At 71.2% G+C, this 14,788-nt stretch carries 9 protein-coding genes; 5 read left to right on the forward strand and 4 right to left on the reverse strand.

Translation table 11 applies throughout. The features are described from left to right. Positions 1-20: 20 nt before the first annotated feature. Together ACZ67T_RS03880 and ACZ67T_RS03885 are read right to left on the reverse strand one after the other, a co-directional pair. Complete coding sequence (locus tag ACZ67T_RS03880; protein WP_469981415.1) at positions 21-2,132, reverse strand: molybdopterin oxidoreductase family protein; 2,112 nt, start codon at positions 2,130-2,132, stop codon at positions 21-23. A 536-nt stretch (positions 2,133-2,668) separates the two neighbouring features. Then, positions 2,669-3,346 (reverse strand): SanA/YdcF family protein, encoded by a 678-nt coding sequence (locus tag ACZ67T_RS03885; RefSeq protein ID WP_469981416.1) that lies wholly within the window; start codon positions 3,344-3,346, stop codon positions 2,669-2,671. A gap of 195 nt (positions 3,347-3,541) precedes the next feature. Here ACZ67T_RS03885 and ACZ67T_RS03890 point away from each other — a divergent pair, with 195 nt between their 5' ends. The 5 genes from ACZ67T_RS03890 (at position 3,542) to ACZ67T_RS03910 (ending at position 10,984) form a co-directional block, all read left to right on the forward strand. Further along, on the forward strand, positions 3,542-4,465 hold the full coding sequence (locus ACZ67T_RS03890; RefSeq protein WP_469981417.1) for a sirohydrochlorin chelatase: 924 nt from the start codon (positions 3,542-3,544) through the stop codon (positions 4,463-4,465). Between the two features lie 33 nt (positions 4,466-4,498). Then, positions 4,499-5,851: a deoxyguanosinetriphosphate triphosphohydrolase gene (locus ACZ67T_RS03895; protein ID WP_469981418.1), complete on the forward strand. Its 1,353-nt coding sequence runs from the start codon at positions 4,499-4,501 to the stop codon at positions 5,849-5,851. Between the two features lie 322 nt (positions 5,852-6,173). Next, a complete protein-coding gene (locus ACZ67T_RS03900) occupies positions 6,174-7,448 on the forward strand; it encodes an NAD(P)/FAD-dependent oxidoreductase (RefSeq protein ID WP_469981419.1) in 1,275 nt (424 codons plus the stop codon). Positions 7,449-7,482: 34 nt separating this feature from the next. Further along, on the forward strand, positions 7,483-9,381 hold the full coding sequence (gene dnaG / locus ACZ67T_RS03905; RefSeq protein WP_469981420.1) for a DNA primase: 1,899 nt from the start codon (positions 7,483-7,485) through the stop codon (positions 9,379-9,381). A gap of 184 nt (positions 9,382-9,565) precedes the next feature. Next, positions 9,566-10,984 carry an RNA polymerase sigma factor gene (locus ACZ67T_RS03910; RefSeq protein ID WP_469981421.1) on the forward strand — a complete coding sequence of 473 codons (1,419 nt, stop codon included), beginning with the start codon at positions 9,566-9,568 and terminating at the stop codon, positions 10,982-10,984. Between the two features lie 91 nt (positions 10,985-11,075). On the opposite strand, the gene ACZ67T_RS03915 is transcribed toward ACZ67T_RS03910, so the two are convergent. Next, the gene (locus ACZ67T_RS03915) at positions 11,076-13,004 is read right to left on the reverse strand and encodes an ABC transporter ATP-binding protein (RefSeq protein WP_469981422.1); all 1,929 of its coding nucleotides are present in this window, start codon (positions 13,002-13,004) and stop codon (positions 11,076-11,078) included. Next, positions 13,004-14,737 (reverse strand): ABC transporter ATP-binding protein, encoded by a 1,734-nt coding sequence (locus tag ACZ67T_RS03920; RefSeq protein ID WP_469981423.1) that lies wholly within the window; start codon positions 14,735-14,737, stop codon positions 13,004-13,006. The genes ACZ67T_RS03915 and ACZ67T_RS03920 overlap by 1 nt, the downstream gene beginning before the upstream one ends. Between the last annotated feature and the right edge of the window lie 51 nt (positions 14,738-14,788).

A 14,788-nucleotide genomic window follows, 5' to 3' on the forward strand; every position in this document is an offset into this window, starting at 1 on the left:
AACCGCCCGCCCGCGATGTTTCAAACGTGAACGACACCGTCCGAGCGGTCACCGGAGCCGGAGGCGACACCGGCCGCCTCGACCCGTACCGCGCACACCTTGAACTCCGGCATCCGGGACGTCGGATCGAGAGCGGGGTTGGTCAGGCTATTGGCGCGCCCGGCGCCTGGCCAGTGAAACGGCATGAACACCGTGTCGGGCCGGATGCCCGCGGTGATCCGGGCGGGCGCCTCGGCCCGCCCGCGCCGGGAGACGACGGCGACCGGCTCGCCCTCCGCGACCCCGATCCGCGCGGCGAGCCGCGGATGCAGCTCCACGAAGGGGCCGGGCGCGGCGGCGTTGAGCTCGGCCACACGCCGGGTCTGCGCACCCGACTGGTACTGCGACACGACGCGCCCGGTCGTCAGATGGACCGGGAACTCGGCGTCCGGCTCCTCGGCGGCGGCCCGGTGCGAGACGGCGACGAACCGGGCCCGCCCGTCCTCGGTGGCGAACCGTTCCAGAAAGAGCCGGGGCGTCCCGGGATGTTCCTCTTCAGGACAGGGCCAGAACACCCCGTCCTCCTCGGCGAGCCGCCGGTAGGAGATCCCCGCATAGTCGGCAGGCCCCCCTCCCGACGCCAGCCTCAACTCCTCGAAAACCTCCTCAGGATCGGCCGGGAACCCCTTCTCCACCCCCAGCCGCCCGGCCAGCTCACGCAGCACCTCCAGATCGCTCCTCACCCCGTCCGGAGGCGAGAGCGCCCGACGCCGCAGCAGCACACGCCCCTCCAGGCTGGTCACGGTCCCCGTCTCCTCGGCCCACTGGGTGACGGGAAGCACCACATCGGCAAGAGCGGCGGTCTCGGACAGCACCACATCGGCCACGGCCAGAAAGTCGAGCGACCGCAGCCTGCCCTCCACATGGGCGGCACGAGGAGCCGACACCACCGGATTCGACCCCATGACCAGCAGAGCCCGTACGTCCCGCCCCAGCGCGTCGAGCAGTTCGTACGCCGAACGGCCGGGCCCGGGAAGGGAGTCGGGGTCGACGCCCCACACGCCGGCCACGTGCGCGCGCGCCGCAGCGTCGGTCAGCTTCCGGTACCCGGGCAGCTGGTCGGCCTTCTGCCCGTGCTCGCGCCCGCCCTGTCCGTTGCCCTGCCCCGTCAGGCACCCGTACCCGGAAAGGGGCCGCCCGGCGCGCCCGGTCGCGAGACACAGGTTGATCCAGGCGCCCACGGTGTCGGTGCCCTTGGACTGCTGCTCGGGCCCACGCGCGGTGAGCACCATCGCGGCCTCGGGCTCGCAGAACATCCGCACGGCCTCGCGCAGTTGAGGCACCGGAACGCCGGTCACCCGCTCCACGTACTCGGGCCAGTGCGCCATCACGGCGGCCCGCGCGTCCTCCCAGCCGCGTGTCCGCGTGCGCACGAACTCCTCGTCGACGCGCCCCTCGGTCACCACGAGGTGCAGCATGCCGAGGGCCAGGGCGAGATCGGTCCCGGGCCGGGGCGCGAGATGGAGGTCGGCGAGTTCGGCGGTACGCGTGCGGCGGGGGTCGATGACGACCAGAGTGCCGCCGTTCTCCCGCAGTTCGTTCAGATAGCGGACCGCGGGGGGCATGGTCTCGGCCATGTTCGACCCGACGAGGATCACGCATCCCGTACGCGGAATGTCCTCAAGGGGGAACGGCAGCCCGCGGTCGAGCCCGAACGCGGCGAGCTGCCCCGCCGCGGCGGACGACATGCAGAACCGACCGTTGTAGTCGATCTGGGAGGTCCCGAGCACGACCCGGGCGAACTTCCCGAGCCCGTACGCCTTCTCGTTGGTGAGCCCGCCCCCGCCGAAGACCCCGCACGCGTCCGGGCCATGAGCGGAACGCGTACGGGAGAGCCCCTCGGCGACACGATCGAGCGCCTCATCCCAAGAGGCGGCCTCGAGCGCTCCCCCTTTGCGAACAAGCGGCCCACTCAACCGCACCCCCGGCTCCAGCACGGCAGCGGCCGTACGCCCCTTCCCGCACAGGGCACCACGATTGACGGGAAATCCGGCACGCTCCGCGACCTCGACGCCGCCGGAGTCCGACGGGACGAGATTCATCCCGCACTGGAGGGAGCAGTAGGGGCAGTGGGTGGGCGTGACAGTGAGCATGGACCCACCCTGCGCGCACGCTGTTACGCGACAGCCCACGCCCGATTACACGCAGGACACGACGTCCTCATAGCGCCACCGGCGCCCCGGTGAGAACGACGGCGGACGAGCGGCAGGACCCCGCGAGGGGATGCCCGTACCAGCGGCCCGTAGAGAAGGTTGAGACGAACGACGGCGAATCAGCCGCAAAACCGTCGCGAGGGGATTCCGGTACCGGCGCCCCGATGCGAACGACGGCGGATCAGCCGCAAAACCGTCGCGAGGGGACGTGGGGGTGTGTCCGCCCGCAGCACGGAGGTGCGGGTGCCGGTCAAGGTACACAGGGCGGAGGCGCCGCGATGGCGAGGACGGACACACCCCCGCGGCCCCGCCCCACGTCACACGAGGCGAAAGACCGAAGCCCCACGCCGCCGCAGCGCACAGCAAAGCCCCACACGAGCCGCATCAGCGAAGCCGCACCCCCAGAGCGCTTCCTCAGCCACGCCCCACCCTCAAATCCCCTCACCCCCAGAGCACGCCCACCCCCAGAGCGACGCTCAGCGACGCCGCACCCCCAGAGCCTCCCGAACCCCGGGCTCTTTGTCCCCGAGGAACCGGGGATCGGGCCGGAACACGGAATCGACCACGGCCTTACCCGCGGCGAACACCTCACGGGCCCCGCCGTAATACCAGGTCACGTCGTGCCGGTCGTCGACGCCGACGCCGTACGAGGAGACGCCCGCCGCCTCGCACAGGGCGACCGCGCGCCGTATGTGGAACCCCTGGCTGATCAGCACGGCCCGGTCGACCCCGAAGATCTTCTTGGCCCGCACGCACGAGTCCCAGGTGTCGAACCCGGCGTAGTCGCTGACAACGGCCTTGTCCGGCACCCCGTGCCGGGTGAGATAGGCGCGCATGGCGTCGGGCTCGTCGTAGTCGTCGCGGCTGTTGTCGCCGGTCACCAGAACGACCCGGATCCGCCCGTCACGGTAGAGCTGGGCGGCCGCGTCGAGCCGGTGAGCGAGATAGGGCGAAGGCTCGCCCTCCCAGAGCCCGGCCCCGAACACCACGGCGACATCCGTGCGCGGCGCGTCGTCAACCGTGCGCAGCCGGTCCCCGGTCACCACGAACAGCCACGTGGCCGGCAACAGCGCCAGCACACACACGGCCACAGCACCCTGTACGAACAGCCGCCACCCCCGTCGCGTACGCGGCAACCGGATCCGTATCGGCATCCGCACCACTGCCCCCACCCCCACCCGTCCGAAAACGCCGTCGCACGACTGGACGCACGTTTCCGCAGGCCGGTTCACGCGGCAAGCGGGGGACCCCACCACCTCACATCCGTCCGAACACCCAGTGAGCCCAGGGGAAGCGACCCGTCACCGCCCCGCAACGACGCCGCAACCTCCCGCGGAAAGGATCGGTTCATGACGGCGTCGAAACATCAGCGCGACGAGCCCACCGGCACGGCCCACCTCGACAGTACGGCGCAACTCATGACCAGGATCACCAGTCAGCTCGGCACCCAGCTGAGCCACGTCCGCCTCGACGGCAGCCGCCGCACACCCCCGCAGGCCCCGCCCACCTCTCCGGCCTCGCCCACCCCGCCGGCCCTGGTGGTCGTGGCGCACGGCAGCCGCGACCCGAGGGCGCTCGCCACGGTCCACGCCCTGCTGGACAAGGTGCGCGAGGAACGCCCGGGACTCCCCGTCCACCTCGGCCACATCGAGCTGAACGAACCGCTCCTGACCGACACCCTCGCGGCCCTCGCCCCCGGCCGCGCCGTCCTGGCCCCGCTGCTCCTGTCCCGCGGCTACCACGTGAAGCAGGACATCCCGGCAGCCCTGGCCACGGCCGGGCACCTGACGGCCCGCGTCGCCCCGCCGCTGGGCCCCCACCCGCTCCTCGTGGAAACGCTGTACGCCCGCCTGGTGGAGGCCGGCTGGGACCCGCGCCCCGACGCCCGTACGCGCAGGACCAGCGGCGTGGTCCTCGCGGCGGCCGGCTCCCGCGACCCCGACTCGGCCGTCGACACGGCCCGCACGGCCGCGCTCCTGGCGAAGCGGCTCGGTGTCCCGGTGGTGCCCGCCTACGCGAGCGCTGCCGCGCCCACCGTCCCGGCCGCGCTGCGCGCGCTGGCCGTGCGAGGCAGGCACCGTGCCGCCGTCGCCGCGTACTTCACGGCGCCGGGCCGCTTCGCCACGCAGTGCGCGCAGGCCGCCCCCTGGATAGCCACCGCCCCGCTGGGCGCGCACACGGCGATGGCGCGCCTCCTGCTCCACCGCTACGACACGACGCTCGCGTCCCCGGCGCGACCCGCTCCCGTACAGCGGCAGCTCACGTCGGCCTGACCGTTTGTCACCGCGTGCCTTTACTGTCAGTCCATGGAAGGCACGCACGAGACACCCGCAGCGAAACTGGACCCGTCCGTCCCCACCACCCCCTCCCACTCCGTCGACCGTTCCGGCTACGACGCGGCGGCGGCGGAGCGCTGGGCCCCCGAGCCGGACAAGCGCCCCGGCCGCACCGCCTTCCAGCGCGACCGCGCCCGCGTCCTGCACTCCTCGGCGCTGCGCCGTCTCGCGGGCAAGACCCAGGTGGTCACCCCCGGCACGATGAACCGAGTCTGGGACGCCAGCCCCCGCACCCGGCTGACGCACTCCCTGGAATGCGCGCAGGTGGGCCGGGAGCTCGGCGCGGCGCTCGGCTGCGACCCGGACCTCGTGGAGACGGCCTGCCTCTCGCACGACATGGGCCACCCGCCCTTCGGCCACAACGGCGAACAGGCGCTGAACGAGGTGGCGCAGGACTGCGGCGGCTTCGAGGGGAACGCGCAGTCGCTGCGCCTGCTGACCCGTATCGAACCCAAGCGCTTCGTCCGCAGCGCCGACACGGACGAGCTGGTCAGCGTGGGCCTGAACCTCACGCGCGCCGCGCTGGACGCCGCGACGAAGTACCCGTGGCCCCGCGGCGGCCACCCCACCGACCCGGCCTCGCCCAAGTTCGGCGTGTACGAGGACGACCGCCCGGTCTTCGACTGGATCCGCAAGGAGTCGCCCGAGCGACGCACCTGCTTCGAGGCGCAGGTCATGGACTGGTCGGACGACGTCGCGTACTCGGTGCACGACCTGGAGGACGGCCTGCACGCCGGCCACCTGGACCCGAACATGCTGCACGCCGAGCCGGAGCGCCGTGACATCTACGCGGTCGCGATCGGCCGTTACGTACCGGCGGACACGGACCCCGAAGAGCTCGCGGCGGCGCTCGACCGGCTCCTCGACCAGGAGTGGTGGCCGCACGGATACGACGGTACGGCGGTCGCGCAGGCCCGTCTCAAGGATGCGACGAGCCAGCTCATCGGCCGCTTCTGCCTCGCGGCGGAGGGCGCCACGCGCGCCCGCTACGGCTCGGGCCGGCTCACGCGCTACGGGGCCGAGCTGGTGGTGCCGCGCGAGGCACGGCACGAGTGCGCGGTCCTCAAGGCGGTCGCCGACCGGTATGTGATGCAGCGTCCGCAGCAGGAGCGGCTCCGCGCCGACCAGCGCATCGTCGTGGCGGAGCTCGCCGAGGCGCTCACCCGGCGTGCCCCCGACGGCCTCGACCCGCAGTTCCACGCGCTGTTCGACGCGGCGGGCGACGACCGCTCCCGCAAGCGCGTGATCGTCGACCAGATCTCCTCCCTCACCGACGCCTCGGCCCGCGAGCTGCACGCGCGGCTCACAGGGCCCCGTCCATGAGGGCTTCGAGGGCGAGCGCCCGGGCCGGCCCGATCAGCTGACCCACCGGCAGGGCGGCCGCCCGGCCCGCACCTTCTCGTCCGATGGGCCCTCGGGGCCCGCACCACACCACACCACACCACTCCGCACCGCACCGTGCTGCGTCGCAGAGCGGGGTTCGTGCGGATCGCGCTCCGGTGCAGGGTCGTCGTCCTCGTCGCGAAACCGGCCACCGACCACTGGGCGTGACGGAAAGATGCCCTGTTCGGACCCTGCCCCCTTCCCGCATCACGCTCCGTGCGGGACGCTCGCATATGGCGCCATGGCAAAGAGGAGGCATCACGTGGTCGACGCGGATCAGACGTTCGTCATTGTCGGAGGCGGGCTCGCCGGAGCGAAAGCGGCCGAGACGCTGCGCTCCGAGGGCTTCAACGGCAGGGTGATCCTCATCGGGGACGAGAGGGATCATCCGTACGAACGCCCACCCCTGTCCAAGGGCTATCTCCAGGGCAAGGAGGAACGGGACAGCGTCTTCGTCCACGAACCGGCCTGGTACGCGCAGAACGACATCGAGCTGCACCTCGGCCAGACCGTCGTAGCGGTCGACCCGGCCGTGAAGAACGTCCGGCTCGGCGACGGCACGGTCGTCCACTACGACAAGCTGCTCCTGGTCACCGGCGCCGAGCCGCGCCGCATGGACATCCCGGGCACCGAACTGGCCGGCGTGCATCACCTGCGCCGCCTCGCCCACGCGGAGCGCCTGAAGGGTGTCCTCGCCTCCCTCGGCCGGGACAACGGCCACATCGTGATCGCGGGCGCGGGCTGGATCGGCCTGGAGGTCGCCGCGGCGGCCCGCGAGTACGGTGCCGAGGTCACCGTCGTCGAGCCCGAGGCGACCCCGCTGCACGCGGTTCTCGGCCCCGAAATCGGCCAGATCCTCGCCGACCTGCACACCGAGCACGGCGTCCGCTTCCACTTCGGGACCCGTCTCACCGGCATCACCGGCCAGGATGGCATGGTCCTCGCCGCCCTCACCGACGACGGCGAGGAGCACCCGGCCCATGACGTGCTGGCCGCGATCGGCGCCGCCCCACGCGTCTCGCTCGCCGAGTCCGCCGGGATCGAACTCGCCGACCGTTCGCACGGCGGCGGCATCGCCGTCGACGCCTCGCTGCGCACCTCCGACCCGGACATCTACGCGGCCGGTGACGTGGCGGCCGTGCAGCACCCCCTCTTCGGGACCCGGCTGCGCGTCGAGCACTGGGCCAACGCGCTCAACGGCGGCCCGGCCGCCGCCCGCGCCATGCTGGGCCAGGAGGTGACGTACGACCGCGTGCCGTACTTCTTCTCCGACCAGTACGACGTCGGCCTCGAGTACTCGGGCTGGGCGCCCCCGGGCAGTTACGACCAGGTGGTCATCCGGGGGGACGCGGGCAAGCGGCAGTTCATCGCGTTCTGGCTCAAGGACGGGCGGGTGCTCGCCGGGATGAACGTGAACGTGTGGGACGTCACGGAGACCATCCAGGCCCTCATCCGCTCCGGTGCCAGGCCCGGGACGGAACGCCTGGCGGATCCCTCCGTCGCGCTCACGGCGCTGCTCGAGGGGGAGGACGGGTGACGTGAGTGTCGGCGGGTCACCGTAGAATTCTTGCGTGGCAGGCAGGATCAATGACGAGGACGTGAAGGCGGTCCGGGACGCGGTCCCGATCGACGCCGTGGTGTCCGAGTACCTGCAACTGCGCAACGCGGGCGGCGGGAACCTCAAGGGCCTGTGCCCCTTCCACGACGAGAAGTCGCCGTCCTTCCAGGTCAGCCCCAGCAAGGGCTTCTTCCACTGCTTCGGCTGCCAGGAGGGCGGCGACACCATCACGTTCGTGATGAAGGTCGACCACCTCTCCTTCTCCGAGGCCGTGGAGCGCCTCGCCGGCCAGGCGGGCATCACCCTGCGGTACGAGGAGGGCGGCTACAACCCCTCGCACCAGCGCGGTGAGCGCATCCGTCTGGTCGAGGCGCACAAGGCGGCCGCCCAGTTCTACGTGGACCAGCTGGAGAGCGCCGAGGCGGAGATCGGCCGCAAGTTCCTCGCCGAGCGCGGCTTCGACCAGGCCGCCGCCGCGCACTTCGGCGTCGGCTACAGCCCGGCCGGCTGGGACCACCTCACGCGCTTCCTGCGCGGCAAGGGGTTCACCGACAAGGAGCTCATCACCTCCGGGATCGCCCAGGAGGGCCGCCGCGGCCCCATCGACCGCTTCCGCGGCCGCCTCATGTGGCCCATCCGCGACATCGGCGGCGAGGTCGTCGGCTTCGGCGCCCGCCGCCTGCGCGACGACGACAACGGTCCGAAGTACCTGAACACGCCCGAGACGCCGATCTACAAGAAGTCCCAGGTGCTCTACGGCATCGACCTCGCGAAGAAGGAGATCGCCAAGTCGAGCCGCGCGGTCGTCGTCGAGGGGTACACGGACGTGATGGCCTGCCATCTCGCCGGCATCACCACCGCCATCGCCACCTGCGGCACCGCCTTCGGCGGCGACCACATCAAGATCCTGCGCCGCCTCCTCATGGACAACGGAAGCGCCCGCGTGATCTTCACCTTCGACGGCGACTCGGCGGGCCAGAAGGCCGCCCTGCGCGCCTTCGAGGACGACCAGAAGTTCGCCGCCGAGACGTACATCGCCGTGGCCCCCGACGGCATGGACCCCTGCGACCTGCGCCTGGCCAAGGGTGACGAGGCGGTCGCCGACCTCGTCGAACCCCGCACCCCGCTCTTCGAGTTCGCCCTGCGCCACATCGTCTCCCGGTACGACCTGGAGACCCCCGCCGGCCGCGCCTCCGCGCTGGACGAGGCCGCCCCCGTCGTCGCCCGCATCAAGAACAGCGGCGCGCAGCACGAGGTGGCCGTCCAGCTCGCCGGCATGCTCGGCATCCTCGACACCCAGTTCGTCGTCAAGCGCGTCTCGCAGCTCGCCCGCTGGGCCCGCGACCGCGGTGGCCGCGGCCCCGCCCCGGCCCGCCCGCAGCAGTCCTACGAGGCCGTGGCGACGCGCGCCTCTGCCGCCGGTCCCGCCCTCACCCTGCGCAACCCCGTGTACGCCACGGAGCGCGAGCTGCTCAAACTCGCCCTCCAGCGGCCCGAGTTGGTCTCCCCGGCCTTCGACGCGTACGGCGTGGACGAGTTCACCGCCGCCCCGTACGCCGCGGTGCGCGAGGCGATCATCGAGGCGGGCGGCGCCGACCTCGGAACCCAGGACCCGCAGGCGTATCTCGTACGGGTGCGGGAGGCGGCCCCCGACGACACGGTGCGTGCCATGGTCACCGAGCTCGCCGTCGAGGCGATCCTGCGCAGATCCGTCGACGAGGTGTACGCGGGCCAGCAGCTCGTCGCCGTGCGCCGCCGCGCCGTCGACCGGCGCATCCGCGACGTACAGGGCTCCCTGACCCGCCTGGGCACGCACGGCGACCCGGCGCGCCTGTCCGCCGTCCAGGAGGAGCTGATGGTCCTCCAGCGCTACGACAGGGCGCTGCAGGACCTCGGCGCGCAGGCGCTCTGACCCGCCGCGCCCCGCGGGCCCGTGGCGAGGCCCGCCCGGCCGGTTTTCGGCCCGCCCGGCCGGTTTCGACCCGTCCGGGCGGGGGCAGGCGTCGTGCACGGTAACCGGGCGGTCACGCACCGGACTCAAAAAGTCGCCGCACGCCCCTCGTGGCGGCGTTGTGTCGTACAGCACACTGGGTCCGGTGCCTGAGTCCTCGGAGCGCGGCCGGAACCCCGACAACGGGTCCGACACCCCCGCGGTTCCGCCTATCGCGTACGGGACGGACAGCGGTGTGGCCGCCGTCGCCGATCCCGGTGTACCCCTGCCGCACGCCTCAGCAGCGATCACCTTGGAGGTCGCCCCCGTGCAGACCCAGACCCTCAGCCAGACCGGTGCCGCGCGTCAGAGCGCCCCCGCGCCGGACCCGGACGCGGACGCGGAGGCACTCCCGGCCGTCCCCCAGCAGAGGGGGCCGGAGAACCACCCGGACGCCGATCCGCCCGGCGGTCCCGCCGGCGCCCGGAAGCCGGCCGACACCGCCGAACTGCCGGAGCAGGAACCCGAGTCGGAGCCCGAGCCGGAGGCGGAGCCCGACGCGGAGACGGAGGCGCGGGAGGCCGGGTCCCGCCCGCCCGTCGCCCTCCTCCTCGACACGGTGGACGCCGAGACCCCCGAGCTCCCGCCCTCGCGCGGCCGCACCGACACCGGCGGCCCGTCCTCGGACCTGTTCCGCCAGTACCTGCGCGAGATCGGACGGATCCCGCTGCTCACGGCCGCGCAGGAGGTCGACCTGGCCCGCAAGGTCGAGGCCGGACTCTTCGCCGAGGAGAAGCTGACGGGCACCCCCGATCCCGACTCCCAGCTCGCCATCGACCTCGACAAACTCGTCGTCATGGGCCGGATGGCCAAGCGCCGCCTCATCGAGGCCAACCTCCGACTGGTCGTCTCGGTCGCCAAGCGCTACGTGGGCCGCGGCCTGACGATGCTGGACCTGGTCCAGGAGGGAAACCTCGGCCTGATCAGGGCGGTCGAGAAGTTCGACTACGCCCGCGGCTACAAGTTCTCGACGTACGCGACCTGGTGGATCCGGCAGGCCATGTCGAGGGCCCTCGCCGACCAGGCCCGCACGATCCGTGTCCCGGTGCACGTCGTCGAGCTGATCAACCGGGTCGTCCGCGTCCAGCGCCGCATGCTCCAGGAACGCGGCTACGAACCCACCCCCGAAGAGGTCGCCGCCCACCTCGAACTCGCGCCCGAGCGAGTCAGCGAAGTCCTGCGTCTGGCCCAGGAACCGGTGTCGCTGCACGCGCCGGTGGGCGAGGAGGACGATGTCGCGCTGGGCGACCTGATCGAGGACGGCGACGCGACGTCCCCCGTCGAATCGGCCGCGTTCCTCCTCCTGCGCGAACACCTGGAGGCGGTCCTCTCGACCCTCGGCGAACGCGAACGCAAGGTGGTCCAGCTCCGCTACGGCCTTGCGGACGGCCGCCCCCGCACGCTGGAGGAGATCGGCCGCATCTTCGGAGTGACCCGCGAACGCATCCGCCAGATCGAGTCCAAGACCCTGAACAAACTCAGGGACCACGCGTTCGCGGACCAGCTGAGGGGCTATTTGGACTGACGCGGGGGCAGCGCCCCGCAAGGGGCGCGGGGAGCTGCGCGCTCAGCCACGGACAACCCGTACGCACAGCCCCCGCGAACCCCTGTGGCGCCTACTCCACCTCAGCCACAGCCTGCGCGAACTGAGCCTCGTACAGCCGCTCGTACGCCCCACCCGCGGCGCGCAGCGCATCGTGCGTGCCCTGCTCCACGATGTCCCCGTTCTCCATCACGAGGATGGTGTCGGCATCGCGGATCGTGGACAGCCGGTGGGCGATGACAAAGCTGGTCCGTCCGTGCGCGAGCCGCGCCATCGCCTTCTGGATGAGCACCTCGGTTCGGGTGTCGACCGAGCTCGTCGCCTCGTCGAGGACGAGTATCACCGGGTCCGACAGGAACGCGCGCGCGATGGTGATGAGCTGCTTCTCACCGGCGCTGACCCCCGCCCCCTCGTCGTCGATCACGGTGTCGTAGCCCTCGGGCAGCGTCCGGATGAACCGGTCCGCGTGGGCGGCCCGTGCCGCCTCCTCTATCTGCTCCCGCGTGACGTCCTTCGCGGCGCCGTACGCGATGTTGTCCGCGATCGTGCCGCCGAACAGCCAGGTGTCCTGGAGCACCATGCCGATCCCGGAACGGAGTTCGTCGCGCGACATCTTCGCCACGTCGACCCCGTCGAGGGTGATGCGCCCGCCGGTCACCTCGTAGAACCGCAGCAGCAGGTTGACCAGCGTCGTCTTGCCGGCGCCGGTCGGGCCCACGATGGCGACGGTGTGACCCGGCTCCACGGCGAGCGACAGGTCCTCGATGAGCGGCTTGTCCTGCTCGTAGCGGAACGACACGTTCTCGAACTCGACGAGCCCGCGCAGCAGATCGGGCTTCTCGCCCGGCACCGGGTCGGCCTCCTGCTCGTCCGCGTCGAGCAGTTCGAAGATCCGCTCGGCCGACGCGACGCCCGACTGCACCAGGTTCGCCATCGAGGCGACCTGGGTCAGCGGCATGGAGAACTGCCGCGAGTACTGGATGAACGCCTGGACGTCACCGATCGACAGCGAACCCGAGGCGACCCGCAGGCCACCCACCACGGCGACGAGCACGTAGTTCAGGTTCGACACGAAGAACATCAGCGGCTGCATCATCCCGCTGTTGAACTGCGCCTTGAACCCGGCCTCGTAGAGCGCGTCGTTCTGCTCGGCGAACGCCTTCGCCGACTCCTCCTGACGCCCGAACACCTTCACCAGGGTGTGGCCGGTGTACATCTCCTCGATGTGCGCGTTCAGCTTGCCGGTGGTCTTCCACTGCTGCACGAACTGCGGCTGCGACCGCTTGCCGACCCGCGTCGCGATCAGGAACGACAGCGGCACCGTCACCAGCGCGACCAGCGCGAGCAGCGGCGAGATCCAGAACATCATCACCAGCACGCCGATGATGGTGAGCAGCGAGTTGATGAGCTGGCCCATCGTCTGCTGCAGCGTCTGGCCGATGTTGTCGATGTCGTTCGTGGCGCGGCTGAGGACCTCACCGCGCTGCCGCTTGTCGAAGTACGACAGCGGAAGGCGCGACAGCTTCGCCTGGATGTCCTCGCGCATCCGGAAGACGGTCTTGTTGAGCGCCCGGTTCGACAGCCGCGTCGCCACGGCCATCAGGAGACCGGCCCCCAGGAACGTACAGAGGGCGAGTCCCAGCACGGAGCCCACGGCGTCGAAGTCGATGCCCTGGCCGGGCGTGAAGTCGATCCCGGAGAGCATGTCGGCGATCCCGGAGTCACCCTTGGCCCGCATCCCCGCGATGACCTGCGCCTTGCTGCTCCCGGACGGCATCTCACGCCCGATGATGCCCGCGAAGACCAGGTCGGTCGCCCGGCCCAGGATCTTCGGGCCCAGCACCGACAGGCCCACACTCAGGACGGCGCACGCGACCATCGCGTACATCGTCGTCTTCTCGGGCTTGAACTGCCTGATGAGCCGCTTGCCCGAGCCCTTGAAGTCCATCGAACGCTGGTCGGGGCCGCCCCCGGCCATCATCCGCCCGCCTGGCCCCGCCATCAGGCCGCCTCCGCTTCCGTCAGCTGGGAGAGAACGATCTCCCGGTACGTCTCATTGCCGGCCATCAGTTCGTGATGGGTGCCCGTGCCCACGACATGACCCTCGTCGAGGACCACGATGCGGTCCGCGTCGCGGATGGTGGAGACCCGCTGGGCCACGATCACCACGGTCGCCTCGGCGGTCTCGTGCCCCAGCGCGGCCCGCAGCGCGGCGTCCGTCGCGTAGTCGAGCGCGGAGAACGAGTCGTCGAAGAGATAGATCTCGGGCCGCTGCACCAGCGTCCGCGCGATCGCGAGCCGCTGGCGCTGACCGCCGGACACATTGGTGCCGCCCTGCGCGATGGGGGAGTCGAGCCCGTTCTCCAGCTTCTCCACGAAGTCCTTGGCCTGCGCCACTTCCAGGGCGTGCCACAGGTCCTCGTCACTCGCGTTCGGATCGCCGTACCGCAGATTCGTCGCGACGGTCCCCGCGAAGAGGTACGGCTTCTGCGGCACGAGCCCGACGGTCCTGGCGAGGACCGCCGGCTCGATGGTGCGCACGTCGACGCCGTCCACCAGGACCTCGCCGTCGGTCGCGTCGAACAGCCGCGGCACCAGGCCGAGGAGGGTGGACTTGCCGCTGCCGGTCGAGCCGATGACGGCGGTCGTCTCACCGGGGCGCGCGGTGACCTGGATGGCCTTGAGCACGGGTTCCTCGGCACCCGGGTAGCGGAAGCCCGCGTCCCGGATCTCCAGATGACCGTGGCTGCGCAGCTCCCGCACCGGCGCGGACGGCGGCACGACGCTGGACTCGGTGGAGAGGACCTCCTGGATGCGCTCGGCACAGACCTCGGCGCGCGGCACCATCATGAACATGAAGGTGGCCATCATGACGCTCATCACGATCTGCATCAGATAGGCGAGGAACGCGGTGAGCGCGCCGATCTGCATGCCGCCGCTGTCGATGCGGTGCGCGCCGAACCAGACGACGGCGATCGACGAGATGTTCACCACGGTCATGACGATCGGGAACATCAGCGCGAGGAGCTTGCCGGTGCCGAGGGAGACCGCGGTCAGATCGGAGTTGGCCTCGCGGAAGCGCTCCTTCTCGTAGCCGTCGCGCACGAAGGCGCGGATGACGCGGTTACCCGTGATCTGCTCGCGCAGCACCCGGTTCACCGTGTCGAGCCGCACCTGCATGGTGCGGAACAGCGGGCGCAGGCGGCGCACGATCAGGCTGACGCTGATCCCGAGGACCGGCACCACGGCGAGCAGCACGCCCGACAGGGGAACGTCCTGGCCCAGTGCCATGACGATGCCGCCGACGCACATGATCGGCGCCGACACCATCAGCGTGAACGTCATGAGCGTGAGCATCTGGATCTGCTGCACGTCGTTCGTCGTGCGGGTGATCAGGGACGGCGCCCCGAACTGGCCCATCTCGCGCGCCGAGAAGGACTGCACGCGGTCGAACACGGAGGCCCGGACGTCCCGTCCGAGCGCGGACGCGGTGCGCGCGCCGTAGTACACGGCGCCGATGTTGCAGACCATCTGGACCACGGTGATCGCGATCATGATGGCGCCGAAGGCCAGGATGTAGCCCGTGTCCCCCTTCACGACACCGTTGTCAATGATGTCCGCGTTGAGGGTGGGCAGATAGAGCGAGGCGCAGGTCTGCAGAAACTGCAGCAGTACCAGCACGCCGATGGGTTTCTTGTACGGACCGAGGTAGGTCCGCAGGAGTCGTATGAGCACGCTCGGTCTCTCGAAGTCGGCCGTCATGAGGGGTCAGTGGTGCACGACCCC

It is taken from the genome of Streptomyces sp. NPDC107517, assembly GCF_055582645.1.

Excerpts from the sequence above, each read along its gene's own strand:
- ACZ67T_RS03880 (WP_469981415.1), bottom strand. The coding sequence starts at position 2,132 with ATGCTCACTGTCACGCCCACCCACTGCCCCTACTGCTCCCTCCAGTGC.
- ACZ67T_RS03885 (WP_469981416.1), bottom strand. The coding sequence starts at position 3,346 with ATGCCGATACGGATCCGGTTGCCGCGTACGCGACGGGGGTGGCGGCTG.
- ACZ67T_RS03890 (WP_469981417.1), top strand. The coding sequence starts at position 3,542 with ATGACGGCGTCGAAACATCAGCGCGACGAGCCCACCGGCACGGCCCAC.
- ACZ67T_RS03895 (WP_469981418.1), top strand. The coding sequence starts at position 4,499 with ATGGAAGGCACGCACGAGACACCCGCAGCGAAACTGGACCCGTCCGTC.
- ACZ67T_RS03915 (WP_469981422.1), bottom strand. The coding sequence starts at position 13,004 with ATGGCGGGGCCAGGCGGGCGGATGATGGCCGGGGGCGGCCCCGACCAG.